Consider the following 14548-nt stretch of genomic DNA (forward strand, 5'->3'; position numbering starts at 1 on the left):
AGTAAGGTTGCGGTTGGAGAGAGGAATTCTCTCTTTTTCCGCCACCTTATTTTTTAGTAAAGGCTGTACATCGTCACATCCCGTTTTAATTCTTTCAGATAATTAAACAATTGCGCGCGGTGATGAGCCATATGGGTGATGATTTCGATCAGCCATTTGGCTTGCGTTACAGGTTGTTGGTTGTAGTATGCCCTTGTTTTGCGATGGATAAAGAAGTCCTCGGAAAGGCTGTCCATATAGGCAGTAAGCTCGGCAAAGCCTTTCGTGAGAATGCGATGGTAGTCTTCACGCGTTTTTGGGGTCAGATTTTTTTCCAGCTTGCGGATCGCTATTTCATCGTTTTCCTGTAAGATTGCCAGGTCAGTGGCAGGAATTTGGACAAGGTGGGTGGCCAGCTCTTGCAGAGTGCGCATCGATTCGTGCGGACGGAATGACCAGTCATCCTCTTCGATTTGGTCGATGAGGCGATGGGTAGTGCGCACGAGAAGATCCAGTTCCTCCAGCAGCATCTGCCGAATCGGGTTTGTTGCCACAGGGTTAAGCCTCCTCTCGCAGCATAGATTTTGCAATATTCTACATATAGAGAAGAAAAACCTTCTAATAACATTCGCTTTTTGTAATATTTCGTGACACTGACCCTCCCAAGTGTTCCGCTTTACCGGAGAAAAAGGCGTAAAATCAACTTTTGTTCATTCAACTGAATTTTTAAAAATCTTCACGTTTCTTTCGGAAATTGGGGTAAAATAACTATTGCAGACATAAAAAGATTATGTTAAGTTAATCATTGTGACATTGAGCTAGTAGGATCCAGGATTCACTTAAAGGGTTGGGACCTCACTGGACTAACCTTCCCCCGTGGTGAACAAGCAGATCCTAGCGGAATTTGGCTCACACCAACTTTTTGCTAGGAAGGGGGCCGAAAGAGATGGAATTTTCTACTTTCGGAAGGCATGTAGCCATGGACGCATGGGGCGTTGAGTTCGATCTTCTCAATGACGTAAAGTTTTTGGAACAACGTTTAAAAGAGGCGGCAAGTGCTTGCGGGGCGACGATTTTATCTGTTCAATCCCATCAATTCGACCCACAGGGGGCCACGGTGCTGGTCATGTTGTCTGAGAGCCACCTGACCATTCACACCTATCCGGAAAAAGGCTTCGCCGCGCTTGATTGTTACACCTGCGGACATACCGTAGATCCCATGATTGCCATTGAGTACATGCTCGATGTCCTTAAACCGACCCAGGCATTTACCAAAATGCTGCGGAGAGGTACGGGACCCATTGAGGTCGTCCAACCGGGAATCGAGCTTAAAAAAGAAGAAGTGACCGTTTAGTGATACAACGACGAAAATGGAAAGAGTACGGATTTATTTATGATTGTTAGTGAAAAAGGAACCTGGGAGTACTAAGGTTCCTTTTTTATTTCAGTCAAAAAAAGATCCCGGGTTTTAGCGGAAAGCCCGGGATCTTTTTTATTAACCTTTTTTCGCCAGGTTTCGCACCTGATCGCCATCTTCCAGCAGAATGGCCTGTTCAGCCAGTTTTTTCGCTTCAGCAGTGTCGGTGCTCCGAACTTGCTGTTTCACTTCCGGGATCGTGCTGGCGCTCATCGACAATTCAGCCAGACCCAGTCCGATGAGAAGTTCCGTCATACTCGGGTCGCCGGCCAGTTCGCCGCACATTCCCACAAGAATATTTGCTTTTGCTGCGGCATCGCAGGTCATTTTCACCAGACGGAGAACGGCCGGATGAGCCGCATCGTACAGATGGGCCACCTGTTCGTTGCCGCGGTCTGCCGCCAGGGTATACTGAGTCAGATCGTTGGTTCCGATACTCATGAAGTCGACCTCTTTGGCCAGGAGATCGGCGGCGATGGCAGCTGCAGGGATTTCCACCATGATTCCCACCGGAATCTTGTCTGCCACCTGCACTCCTTCGCTGATCAGTTCCTCGCGGCATTCATTGAGGAGAGCTTTGGCATGACGGATTTCCGAGCAGTTTTCGATCATGGGGAACATGATCCAGAGATTTCCGTGAACGCTGGCTCTCAGCAAAGCGCGCAATTGCGTTTTGAACAGATCCGGGTTGGCCAGGCAGAAACGGATGGCCCGGTGGCCCAGGAAAGGATTTTCCTCTTTCGGCAATTTGGCGTAGGGAAGCTCTTTGTCTCCGCCGATATCCAACGTGCGAATCACAACGGGCCGCTCGCCGAAGGAAGACAGTACTTTCGCATAGGCTTGGTATTGCTCTTCCTCTGTCGGCCAGTGGTCATTTTCCAGGTAAAGAAATTCGGTGCGGAACAAGCCGACGCCCTCGGCGTGATTTTTCAGGGCAATCTCAATATCGCTGAGGCTGCCGATGTTGGCGAAAACCTGAATCCGTTTTCCGTCGGCCGTTTTTGCTTCCGCTTTTGCCTCTTTTAACGCCAGAGCGCGCGCTTTTTCCTGCTGTTCAATCTGCGTGCGCACCCGGTTGATCACATCCTGGTCGGGATTGATCTGAATCGTGCCTTTGTCCCCGTCGACGACGATGGTATCCCCGTCTTTGATTTGTTCGATCTTGGATCCCAGACCGAGTACAGCCGGAATTCCCAGCGTCCGGGCCATGATGGCGGCGTGGGCCGTTTTGCTTCCTTTGGCCGTCACCATGCCGGCGACCCCTTCCGGGAACTGGGCGGTGTCCGAAGGAGTCAGCTCCTCAGCGATGACCACGCTTCCCGGGGTCAGCAAAGAAGGATCAAACGGCTGTTTTCCGAGCAGGATCAAAAGCAACCGTGAACCCACGTCGCGAATGTCATCTGCGCGCGCTTTCATATATTCGTCATCCAAAGAAGCCATGAGTGCACCCATTTCTTCGGTAACATCCTGGCACACGGCTTCGGCATTTTTCTTTTGATTTTCAATACGGTTTTTCATTTCGCCGGTAAAGGCCGGGTCATCCAAAAAAGCGAAATGAGCATCAAATACGGCCGCCTCTTCTTCGCCCATCCGCTCCGCGGCGATTTCGCGCAGTTTTTCAATTTGTTCTTTTGCCTGCGCGATCGCTTGGTCTAATTTCTCGATTTCAGATTTTGGATCAGTGATGGTTCGGGAAGGAGCGACCGGCTTTTCCTTGCGCCACCAGACGGCTTGGCCCAACTTAAGGCCTGGAGCCGCTCCAACTCCTTGTAACGTTTGGCTCAACGCAAATCCCCCTTTTTAGGCTTCGGAAAGTTGTTCCAGGAAAGCGGCAATGTGGTTGACGGCAGCTTCTGCGTCTTCCCCTTCAGCGCGGACGGTAATCTGGTCATTCTGTTTCGCGGCAAGGGACATTACGCCGAGCAGGCTTTTTGCGTCAACTTCTTTTCCGTTTTTCACGAGCTTGATCGCACTTTTAAAGTTGCTGGCTTCTTTTACGAGAAGGGCTGCGGGGCGAGCGTGAAGTCCGCTTTGGTTGTTAATGGTAATCGTTTTTTCTGACATCGGGCATTTTCCTTTCTGTTTTGGGTTTCTATACCATTGTGTGAAGAATGATCACCAATAGGGTTCTCTTGATCTGCCTGCAAAAAGTGAATCCGGTTGAGTCTGGGTAATCGCTTACCTTTTGATTAGTGTTAACACTTGATCCAAAACTTTTTCGCCGCTCATGGTGGCAAATGCCACAGGATCGACCATTGCCAGCGGTATGCCTTCTTCGTCGGCGATCTTCGCCATTTCCGTTTTGAGGTGACTGATCTGCGGCTCGTAGAGGACGACATCTGCCCTGGACAATTGTTCTGCCCACCGGAGGGCGGAAGTTGATTCCGCGATCAGTTCCAATCCGCGTTTTCGAGCGGCTTCATTTATTTTTCGGCACAGCGCTCCGGAGCTCGCTCCCAGGCTGCACACGATCATTAACCGAATGGCGTGATTCATTTTGCTCCTCTGCCTTCTCTGACATCCATATCTTAACCCGAATGGCTCTTTCGAGATTCTTCGCAGGCCAAGAGAAATCCGAGAAAATATCATGCAAGATTTATGCCAAATGAAAAGAAGCCGATCATAAGCGGCAAACAAAAAAGTGTGTAAACAGGATTTTGCACACTTCAGTTTGTTGATGAAATCCCGAAACAGAAGTCTGTCGCGGATGGGTGCCTTCTCTTTGCTTCCGGTTCCTTCGTGCAAAGCCGCTGCGGAAAAGAACCAATTCCTTTCTGCTTGAGTTTGCCGTTACCCTAAGTGTGCAAATAAGGTATTCACTCTTTGCACGCGAACAGCGACTAAGAAGTGGTGGAAAGGCGGGCCATTTCGCTTGCGGCCGATGGTGGATAGCGCACGTGCAGAGCGGTAGATAGGGCGGATAAAAATTGCTCCCACAGCTTGATCCGGTCCGGTGGAAGATCGGTTTGCAGCACCCCCGCGGATTTCTCCATCCGTCTGTTCGCCAGCTGTACGGCCAGCAGCTGATCCGTGTAGATGCCCAGATGCATCCAGATACCGATTTCCCGTTCGGGTTCCCAGCTGAAAACACGCCGGAAGGTGTCAGCTTTGGTCTGGATCAATTGGACGAATTGTTTTGGATTGAAGTGAATGACCGTTTCGGACAAGCCTTGCTCGATGAGTGCGGGAATCTCCGACGGACGCAGGGTCAAGCCGTTTTCGGCAGTCATCCGGGAACGGCTGGCGGCGAGAATGGCTCGCAAGCGTTCAAAGCCTTGTTTTTGATAAAGTTCCCAGGCTGGAATATATGGAACACCGTCCAACTCCGGTGGAACGGTTCCTGCGACGGCAATCAGCCGAAACTCTCTTTGCAGGAGATCCAGCTTCTCTGATGTGCGCGTTTGCGGATCGATCTGAACTGAACGGATCTCCACATCCTGATCTTCTGCGGGAAGATGGTCTTCCAGCCATGATTGCAAGGCGACAGCTGCTCCCTCGCCGGTCAGGCAGACCGTGGCGATCAGTCTTTTCGGCTGCTCCTGCTCCTCTGGCCGTTGATTTAATGAGAGAAAAAGAGAAATCAGCTTGATCTCTTCGGGTGGCAGCCGGAGCGAGTGCTCCCGCTCGAGAAGCATGGCGATTTTTTGGGCCAAATGCTCATAGACGGATTCTGTTTCAACCTGTTCGAGTTCGTTCCGCGCGATGCGGGTACTGCCTGGATTGGACCGCCAAGCCTGGATGTGCAGGGCGATCGCGTAGAGCTGTTCATCGGAAATTCCTCCGATTTCGTTGGCGCCTCCCTCTTCCAGGGCCCGGGTCAGAACGCGGATGATCGCAGGGTCGACGGGCCGGCTTTCCTGTTGAAAGGACAGGCTGCGGACATAGCGATTCACCGTTTCCTGCAGTTGCTCCGCAAGTTCGGCAGGTGAAGCCTTTTTTTTAAGCAGGGACTCTTTCGTTACGGTGAGCTTCCGGTAAATATTTCCGGAAATTCCCTCCTGTCCGTCATTTCCTCCGGCAATCGCGTTTTTGACGGCAGAAGTAACCGGTCTTTGCGGCTGGAGATAGGTGGGCAGATCATGAAAATCGATGGTCACCTTCTTTTTACCGTCCGTTTCGAGGTTGCGCAAAAATGCGCGCGCACATGCGATTTGGATATCGCTTTTCAGCTGTCCGATATTGCCGGGACAGTCATATTGCAAAAGGAAGGAACGGCACCGGGCGGTGATGCTGAGGGGAACCCCCATCTGTTTGGCTTCGGCCTCCAGAAAGTGCTCAAGCAGTTGCTCACGAACCTCCCGCGGCCTTTTCCGCAAGGGTAAAATTTCCAGTCGGACGGGGAAGCGGCGCAGCAGAGTGGGAAGAAGGGCTTTTTCCGGAGCTTCCGTTGTTGCTCCGATCAGCCGGATATCGGCTTTGCGCTCAACGCCCGTTTCTCCCAGACGGCGATAAAACCCTTGATCGATCAAGTGGAAAAGCATTTCTTGTCCGGATGGAGGGAGACGATGGATTTCATCCAAAAACAAGATGCCGCCATTGGCCCGTTCCACAAGGCCAAACTTGTTCTCATCGGCGCCGGTGAATGCCCCTTTTTTGACTCCGAAGAGTTGGGCCAGCAAAAGCTCGGGGTTTTGTGCATATTCCGCGCAGTTAAAAGCGATAAATGGCGTTTTTTTCGATAAAAATTCCTTTTCTATGGCCGTTTCCACCAATTTTTGCGCCAAATGCGTCTTTCCCACCCCGGTCTCCCCGGTAAACAGGATCGGCAAACCATGTGGCGGATATAAAAGTGCGGCCATCGCTTCCTGCAAAAGTTCAGATTCCCCTGTGCAGGATTTGCGGCGCTGTGGTCCGCCGGCATCGGTATATGGTTCGAGCGGAAAATACCGAACAGGCCGTCCCGCCTTCTTCTGCGCCCGTCCGGTTTTCACCAGTTCGTTCAGATAACGGCTGACGGTAGAGCGATCCAATTGCAGCGCTTCGGCCAATTCCTGCGAAGTCACTCCGTTTCCTTCTTCTTGATAACGGGTTTGTAATGTTTGTTCAATCCAATCGATTTTTTTCATCTGTAACCGTTCCTCGCCCAAGATTCTTCTATTCCTTATCATACACACTTTGCACACTCGTTGTCGATAGAAGGAAAAATACGGATTATCCTTGGGGGATTTCGTTGAAAAAAGAAAGGATTTCGGAGCGAACGTGAATGGAAAAAACAGATCGTTCACAGAAACGAAATATTTCGGATCCGAAGTGCACCACACAAGAGGTGGTTAAATCTCAATATTGCCCCTCTCAACGATGCGTTGAACTGAAAAAGACATGAAAGTCTTTTGGGAAATCCGTTACAATGGGTTTAGGAAGGATATTGATACTCTGGGGTGGATGTAATGGAAAAGAAAATGGAAGAGCTGAGGAAGCGTTTGCGGGAAATCTATGATCTGGATTCGGTAATCGCTCTTTTGAATTGGGACCAAAATACATACATGCCGGAAGCGGCCGGAGATGCACGGGGCAGCCAGCTGGCCGTGATTGCCCGGATTCGGCATGACAGGATGGTTGACCCGGGCCTGGGCAGGTTGCTGGAAGAGTTGACTCCCTACGAACAGGAGTTGCCTTATGATGCCGATGATGCGGCTTTAATCCGTGTGGCCAAACGGCATTTTGTGACGGAATCCAAGGTCCCGGCCGATTTCGTTTCCCGTTTCTACCAGCATGTTTCGCAGACCTATGCCGCCTGGGTGGAGGCGCGGAAAGAAGATGATTTTTCCAAAGTTGAGCCTTACCTGGAAAAAACGCTGGAATTCAGCCGGGAGTATGCCTCGTTTTTCCCCGGTCACCAGCACCCGGCTGATCCGTTGATCGATCGATCTGATTATGGCATGAAAGCGGAAGAGATTCGCCGGCTGTTTGCAGAACTTCGCAGCCGCCTGGTTCCGTTGGTCGAGCAGGTCACATCGCTCCCGCCCACTGACCGTTCCTGTTTGACCAAGTTTTATCCGAAGGAACAGCAACTCGCCTTTGGAAAAAAGGTGATCGAAAAGCTCGGTTTTGATTTCAAGCGCGGTCGGCAGGATTTGTCCCCTCATCCCTTCATGATCCGTTTTGCCGATGGGGATGTGCGGATCACCACCCGGGTGAATGAACATGATTTGAGTGAGGCGCTGTTCAGCACCATTCACGAAACGGGCCATGCATTGTATGAACTGGGAATCAGTTCATGTTATGAAGGAACCCCGCTGCATACGGGAACGTCATCCGGTGTGCATGAAAGTCAGTCCCGCCTGTGGGAAAATATCGTCGGTCGCAGCCGTACCTTCTGGACTTATTTTTATCCCCGGCTGCAAGCGGAGTTTAAGGAACAGCTGGCCGGAGTGTCGCTGGATGAGTTTTACCGGGCAATTAACCATGTGAAGCGCTCCCTGATCCGGACGGAGGCCGATGAGCTAACCTACAACCTGCATGTGATCATCCGGTTTGACCTGGAGTTGGCCCTGCTGGAAGGCAGCTTGAGCGTCAAGGACCTCCCTGAAGCATGGCGGAGCCGTTATCAGTCCGATCTCGGGGTGGCTCCACAGAGCGATCAAAATGGCGTGCTGCAGGACATCCATTGGTATGCCGACTTTATCGGCGGCATGTTTCAGGGGTATACGCTCGGCAATATTTTGAGTGCCCAATTTTATCAGGCAGCCCTCAAAGCGCATCCCACGATCCCGGAAGAGATGGAGAGGGGAGAGTTTTCAACGTTGCGGGGGTGGCTGACTGAAAACATTTACCAATACGGTAGCAAATATACTGCAGCTGAAATTGTGAAAAAAGCGACGGGAACTGATTTGACGATTGAGCCGTATCTGGACTACCTGACTCAGAAATATACGGCATTAAATTGAGCGGCGGGAAAATTCGCTGTTTTTTCCATCAAAGAGTATACGACACTTTAGCAGTAAAAAAAGGTTTTCCTCTTCGGCAGGGGAAAGCCTTTTTTTATTTGCGAAGATCCGAAAGACAGGCAATGGTGCTTTGCTATATTTTTGCAGCGATTCCTGTTAAATGGATAACATAAAAAATTTATAAAATGGATTTATGTTTTTAAAATAGACATATTTTTTATACGCTAAATTCTCATCTCTCTTACGAATCTATTATTGCGGAGGTGATTTTCATGTTAAAAAAATATGTTTCAGGTTTAGCTGCTGGTTTTTTGGTTTTGGGAGTTCCTGCCATGGCTTTGGCATGCAACTGGGGCGCAAAGGCGGAAGGTGATTGCAATCAGATTTCTTTGAGCGTAGCAGTTGAGCGGGGAAAATCGGAAGCAGCCGGTACCTATGACTTGTATTGGTCGAAAGAGGGAAACCCGAAAAAAGGGGAGATTATCGAACATGGTGAGATCCCCGCTTTGAAAAAAGGGGAAACCCATCAAGTTGTTTACGATCTTGATAAAAACAAAAATGGTCATGAAGGGAACTACGCTTTTTACCTGAAAGAACCAAATGGTTCCATTTGGAGCAATCCGGTTAAGGTTACCGGATGCAGCCAAGCCGAGCAACCGGCTCAGCCGGAACAACCGAATAAACCGGAGCAACCGGCTCAGCCAGAACAACCGAATAAGCCAGAGCAACCTGCTCAACCGGAGCAACCCAATAAACCAGAGCAACCGGCTCAACCGGAGCAACCAACTAAGCCGGAGCAGCCTGCTCAGCCAGGGCAACCGGCTCAGCCAGAGCAACCGGCTAAGGGCGGACAACTGCCAAAAACGGCTACTAGCTATCCGCTTGCTATTGCCTGGAGCGGTGCATTGTTGGCAACCGGCCTGGGAATCCTCGTTTTCAGCAAACGCCATGCATAGGTGATTTTTTTCGGCGAAAGTGATTCAACGGGTGGGGTGTCTCCCTGATCTCTCGATGTTCTCATTGGGAGGCGGGGAGGCACCTCACCCGATTTTGTTGTGCTTGGAAAGCAAGGATGTTGCCTCGATTTCGGAATGGTCCGCCCTGTCCGGATGAACCAATTCCCAACACCTCGTGATCCCGTTTTCCATTTAATCTGATCAGCAAGGGAACGGATGAGCATATAACCTTTGCTGATTTTTTTATCCAGTCTTCCGTAAGCGAAAAATTGTACTGTTTTGTTTGTAGTTAATCAATTTGTAAGATAAACTATTTATTATAGAAACTAAATTTTCTGTCCGAATCCAGATCAGTCGGGGAACCGGATACCGGATTGGAACGGAGTATTCGATGCCAAGTCACTGCCGCTTTCATGGGAGATGTCCGGCACCGTGGTTACAAAGTTTCCTTTCGATTGGCATGATAATCAGGCTGACCGTACACAGCCAGACCGTTTATTATCTTCCGGACAGTAGAAAGGATTTTCAAATGAATAGAAATGAAAAGTTAAAGATGATCGTCTTGACTCTGTTTGTTGATGTCGCTTTGCCTTCCGTGGTTTATTTTATTCTGCGACAATTTGGCATGTCCGATGTGCTGGCATTAGCCTTCGGCAGCGGGGTTTCCGTTATCCGGATTATTCTCGAATTTGTGCGCAACCGGAAAATAGATGCTCTGGCTTTCTTGATGTTTCTCTTTTTCCTGGTCGGAATTGCCACTTCGTTTTTTACGGGCAATGCGCGGTTCATGATTGCGAAGGACTCTCTCTTTACAGGGATTTTCGCCTTGGTGATGATCGCATCTGCATTTGTCGGCCGGCGTCCGTTGATTTTTTATTTGGGACGTCAATTTGCCGGCAGTGAAAGCTTTGAGCAGAAGTGGAATGAGTTGGAGCGGTTTCGCCATAACCTGCGGGTGATGACAGTGGTGTGGGGAATCGGGTACCTCATCGAAGCGATCGTACGAGTCATAGTTGTGTTCACGCTGTCCATAAGTATGTCGGTATTGGTTTCTCCGTTGCTGTTGGCCTTCACCACACTGGTGCTGATCGTTTGGACCCGCCTCTTTGTGCGGCATGCCCGTTCCAAGGGAAAGAAAACCCATGACACGAAAGAGGAGCTGTCGTGAAAAAGATGGCGCTCATCCCGGGGCAGGACGCGGGATCGGTTCAGATGCCGTCCGAATTGCCAGGGGAATGGGATTGGGCATGTTATGAGACGGTTTCTTCTGTCTGAATTATTTGAAACCGGCAAAATTGGTGGAAAAAAGTGTTGAAATCCTCTGTCCGGTTCGCTATACTGTCTCCAACAAAGAAACAAATGTATTTGTGGAAGGGACAGAAGAGATGAGGAATGAGAGAGAAGAGAGAAAAGTAAAAGTCGGTTTGTTGGGGTTGGGCACTGTCGGAACGGGTGTGGCGCGGATTATTGCCGGCCATCAGGAAGAACTTCGCAACCAGACAAGCTCACAAATCGAAATCGCGAAGGTATTGGTGCGGGAACCGGAGAAAAAGCGACAGATCGAATTGGACAGAAATCTGATCACCACCAGGGCGGATGACTTGTTGATGGATCCGGAAATCGACGTCATTGTCGAGGTGATGGGAGGAATCCATCCGACCAAGCAATACCTGCTCAAAGCCCTGGAGCAGGGGAAACATGTGGTGACTGCCAATAAGGATTTGATGGCGCTTCATGGGGCGGAGATCTTGCACAAGGCGAGGGAAATGAATTGCGATGTTTATTATGAAGCAAGTGTAGCCGGGGGCATCCCGATTTTGCGCGCGCTGATGGACAGCTTCTCTTCAGATCGCGTCACCCGCATCATGGGAATTGTAAACGGAACGACCAATTACATCCTTTCAAAGATGAGCCGCGAAGGAGCCGGTTATGAAGAAGTTTTGAAGGAAGCGCAAGCTTTGGGGTATGCGGAGGCGGACCCTTCCTCCGATGTCGGGGGACTTGATGCCGCGCGTAAAATGGTTATCTTGTCGACCCTGGGTTTTCATTCCCCGGTCAGTCTGGAAGATGTTGATGTGCAAGGGATTGAGTCGGTCAGCCGGGAAGATATCGCCTATGCGAAAAAAATGGGCTATGAGATGAAGCTTTTGGGTGTGGCCGCCCATGATCAGGATGGAATCGAGATTTGTGTACAGCCGGCTCTCGTCGCCCGCTCCCATCCCCTCGCATCTGTGCATGGTGTGTTCAATGCTGTCTATGTATACGGGGAAGCGGTGGGGGAGACCATGTTTTACGGACCAGGGGCGGGTGAGCTGCCCACAGCCACTTCCGTCGTCTCGGATCTGGTCTCGGTCGTGAAAAATATGAATCTGGGTGTAAACGGGCGAAGCGTCGTCAAACCCTATCGGGAGAAAAAGCTGAAAGGGGATGCACAGAAGCGCTTTAAAACCTTTTTGCGCCTGATTGCGGCCGATGAATGCGGCGTGTTGGCGCAAATCACCCGGCTGATGTCCGATTACAACATCTCGCTGGAGCAGGTGCTGCAACAGCCGAGAACCAATCAAAAAGAAGCGGAAATCGTCCTAGTTACCCATCATGTGAGCAAACAGGATTTGGATCAGGTGCTCGCCCGTTTGAAAGAAATGGACGTGATTCGAACCGTCAAAAGCTGTTATCGCGTGGAAGACGGGGAGATGCCTCAGGCAAAACCGGATCGGAAGGAAGAGGGAAACGAGCTGATCATGGCTGTCAACGGGTAAAAGTACATGGCCTTTTTCCTCAATTTGAGGGAAAAGGCCATTTTTTAATAGGCAATATTCTGATGCAGGTGATAAAAGGGATCTCCAAGTTGCGTTTAATCCATTTTGTTTGCATTCTCCCCGGGTTACCGGGGGATGTTTCGATGATTTAGTTTAGAAGCCGAATCCTCCACCAACAAAGACAAAGATGGTTGCGATGACAAGGAGGAAGATTAACAGCCTTCTCCAGCCGAAACCAAAACCGCCACAACTACCGAAACAACTGAAGCCCATTTTTTCACCTCCCGGTCAAGGTTCTCTATATCCTATTGACTCAGGGATAAAAAGGTATGTGCATTCTCCTATTTCCGGTCAAAGATGGGCTGTGGTTGTTTCATTTCATCAGGGTAAATCCGGGTATTCTGCCGGATGGCCGGTATGTTATACTTTGATTGTAAACCTTGAAAAAATATAGGTTTACAAATAAGGAGGGAGGGGTTTTGCTTGGCCGGATTCTCCTATCAAGAGTTATTGGAGAAGAATCGACGTTATTTGTGGAATCCGTTTACCCAGATGAAAGAGTATCTCCAGGATGAACCGCTGATCATCGAGCGGGCGGACGGGGTGAAGCTGTACGATGTGCAGGGTCGGGAATATTATGACGGCAATGCCTCCGTCTGGTTGAATGTACATGGTCACAACCATCCGGCGCTGAATGAAGCGATTAAGGTGCAGTTGGAAAAAGTGGCGCACAGCACGCTGTTGGGAATGGGGAACATTCCGGCCATCCTGTTGGCGGAGCGATTGGTGAAGATTACTCCGACCCGGCTGCAAAAAGTATTTTATTCTGACAGCGGGGCGGAGGCAGTGGAAATCGGGTTGAAAATGGCGTTCCAGTACTGGAAAAACCGCGGATTCCCGGAGAAAAACACGTTTCTCTCCATGAAAAACGGTTATCACGGGGATACTGTCGGCGCTGTCAGTGTCGGGGGGATGGATCTGTTCCATGCCACCTTTGATCGCTTGCTCTTTTCCACAATTAAGCTTCCTTACCCCTATCCTTACCGGTTTGATGGGACAGCTGAAGAATGCAAGCAAGCCTGTTTGCATGAATTGGAGTCGGTCTTGAAGAGCCAGGGAGAACGTATTGCCGGCCTGATTGTGGAGCCGATGGTTCAGGGAGCCGGCGGGATGATCATGATGCCCCCGGGCTATTTGTCAGAAGTGGAAAAGATGTGCCGCCAATATGATGTTTTATTGTTGGCCGATGAAGTGGCGACGGGATTTGGACGTACCGGCAAAATGTTTGCCTGTGAGCATGAAGGCGTACAACCGGACATTATGATGGTCGGGAAAAAATTGACTGGGGGTTATTTGCCGGTTGCCGCAACACTTACTTCAGATGAAGTGTATGATGCCTTTTTCGCGGACCACAGTGAAGCGAAAACCTTCTTCCACGGTCATTCCTATACGGGAAATCAGCTTGGCTGTGCGGTGGCGCTTGCCAACCTGGATTTGTATGAGCGGGAGCATCTGTTGGATCATGTGCAGGAAGCGAGCCGATGCCTTGCTGATCATCTGGAAGCGCTGAAAGATTTGCCGGCTGTCGGCGAAGTGCGTCAGCTGGGAATGATGGTGGGCATTGAACTGGTAAAAGAGAAAGAGACCAAAGAGCCCTATCCGTTTGCCGAAGCCATCGGAGCGAAGGTATGCCGCAAGGCTCGGGAACTGGGACTGGTGACACGGCCGCTGGATCACGTGGTTACACTGATGCCGCCGCTGGCCACTCCGCTTCCCGACTTGCAAGCGATGGTGTCCATCCTGCATGAGGCGATTCGCGAGGTGACGGCCAAGTGAGCGGAAACGGGCTTTTTATCACGGCGACCGGAACCGGAATCGGAAAGACGATGGTAACTGCCGGCCTGGCTTTGGCCTTGGCAGATCAGGGGATTGATGTCGGCGTAATGAAACCAGTGCAGAGCGGAGGAGAGCCGGACGACCCCGGGAGCGACGGCATGCGCCTGAAAGCATGGACGGGTGTCACTGACCGCTTGCAGGAGATTGTGGTTTACAACTTTTCCTTGCCGGTGGCTCCCGGACTGGCAGCGGAACTGGCCGGAGAGGAGATCGAAGTTGACAGGATTCTTGCCGCTTTGAAGATGTTGCAGCAAAAGCATGAAGTGATTCTTGTCGAAGGTGCCGGCGGCTGGGTGGTACCTCTGGGAAAGGAATGGACAATGGCTGACCTCGCGGTGCAAATCGGGTGGCCGGTGTTGATTGTCGCCCATCCGCAGCTCGGCACCATCAATCATACAGCGTTGACGGCGAGCGCCATCCGGCAGCGGGGATTGCGGATCGCAGGGGTTGTTTTAAATGGTCTCAAGCCGGGTGTGGATGACCCGAGCATTCCGCATAATCCGCGTTTGATCGAACGGTTTGCCGGTGTTCCCGTCTGGGGGACCGTTCCGTGGATTGAAGGGGGACTGACTGCAACGAAAATTAAAAAGGTGTTTCTTCAGCATGTCGACATAAAAAAATGGATTTCAACCTTAAAAACAGGAGGCTGAGGAA

At 50.6% G+C, this 14548-nt stretch carries 12 protein-coding genes; 7 read left to right on the forward strand and 5 right to left on the reverse strand.

Features of this window, described 5'->3' with window-relative positions:
• Window positions 1-53 precede the first annotated feature (53 nt).
• A complete protein-coding gene (locus tag I8U19_RS10120; RefSeq protein WP_235281611.1) occupies window positions 54-533 on the reverse strand; it encodes a DinB family protein in 480 nt (159 codons plus the stop codon).
• A gap of 392 nt (window positions 534-925) precedes the next feature.
• On the opposite strand from I8U19_RS10120, the gene speD reads away from it, so the two are divergent.
• Complete coding sequence (gene speD, locus I8U19_RS10125) at window positions 926-1333, forward strand: adenosylmethionine decarboxylase (RefSeq protein ID WP_198055836.1); 408 nt, start codon at window positions 926-928, stop codon at window positions 1331-1333.
• A 141-nt stretch (window positions 1334-1474) separates the two neighbouring features.
• Here speD and ptsP read toward each other — a convergent pair whose 3' ends face one another.
• From ptsP to I8U19_RS10145, 4 genes are all read right to left on the reverse strand, one after another.
• Entirely contained in the window at window positions 1475-3181 is a 1707-nt protein-coding gene (ptsP, locus tag I8U19_RS10130; protein ID WP_198055837.1) for a phosphoenolpyruvate--protein phosphotransferase, read from the reverse strand.
• A gap of 15 nt (window positions 3182-3196) precedes the next feature.
• The gene (locus I8U19_RS10135) at window positions 3197-3460 is read right to left on the reverse strand and encodes an HPr family phosphocarrier protein (protein WP_198055838.1); all 264 of its coding nucleotides are present in this window, start codon (window positions 3458-3460) and stop codon (window positions 3197-3199) included.
• A 114-nt stretch (window positions 3461-3574) separates the two neighbouring features.
• Entirely contained in the window at window positions 3575-3892 is a 318-nt protein-coding gene (locus I8U19_RS10140) for a PTS sugar transporter subunit IIB (RefSeq protein ID WP_198055839.1), read from the reverse strand.
• Window positions 3893-4236: 344 nt separating this feature from the next.
• Window positions 4237-6462, reverse strand: a complete 2226-nt coding sequence (locus tag I8U19_RS10145; RefSeq protein WP_198055840.1) for a sigma 54-interacting transcriptional regulator — start codon at window positions 6460-6462, stop codon at window positions 4237-4239.
• 321 nt (window positions 6463-6783) lie between these two features.
• On the opposite strand from I8U19_RS10145, the gene I8U19_RS10150 reads away from it, so the two are divergent.
• The 6 genes from I8U19_RS10150 (at window position 6784) to bioD (ending at window position 14544) form a co-directional block, all read left to right on the forward strand.
• On the forward strand, window positions 6784-8283 hold the full coding sequence (locus tag I8U19_RS10150) for a carboxypeptidase M32 (protein WP_198055841.1): 1500 nt from the start codon (window positions 6784-6786) through the stop codon (window positions 8281-8283).
• Window positions 8284-8555: 272 nt separating this feature from the next.
• Window positions 8556-9239 (forward strand): LPXTG cell wall anchor domain-containing protein, encoded by a 684-nt coding sequence (locus tag I8U19_RS10155; protein ID WP_198055842.1) that lies wholly within the window; start codon window positions 8556-8558, stop codon window positions 9237-9239.
• A gap of 529 nt (window positions 9240-9768) precedes the next feature.
• Window positions 9769-10407 carry a VC0807 family protein gene (locus I8U19_RS10160; RefSeq protein ID WP_198055843.1) on the forward strand — a complete coding sequence of 213 codons (639 nt, stop codon included), beginning with the start codon at window positions 9769-9771 and terminating at the stop codon, window positions 10405-10407.
• A 217-nt stretch (window positions 10408-10624) separates the two neighbouring features.
• On the forward strand, window positions 10625-11998 hold the full coding sequence (locus I8U19_RS10165; protein WP_052154048.1) for a homoserine dehydrogenase: 1374 nt from the start codon (window positions 10625-10627) through the stop codon (window positions 11996-11998).
• A 483-nt stretch (window positions 11999-12481) separates the two neighbouring features.
• Window positions 12482-13834, forward strand: coding sequence for an adenosylmethionine--8-amino-7-oxononanoate transaminase (gene bioA, locus I8U19_RS10170; protein WP_033100048.1), 1353 nt, complete (start codon window positions 12482-12484; stop codon window positions 13832-13834).
• Window positions 13831-14544, forward strand: coding sequence for a dethiobiotin synthase (bioD, locus tag I8U19_RS10175; protein WP_198055844.1), 714 nt, complete (start codon window positions 13831-13833; stop codon window positions 14542-14544). Before bioA ends, bioD begins: the two co-directional genes overlap by 4 nt.
• Window positions 14545-14548 lie beyond the last annotated feature (4 nt).

The organism is Thermoactinomyces sp. CICC 10523 (assembly GCF_016055105.1).
Lineage (GTDB): Bacteria > Bacillota > Bacilli > Thermoactinomycetales > Thermoactinomycetaceae > Thermoactinomyces_A > Thermoactinomyces_A daqus.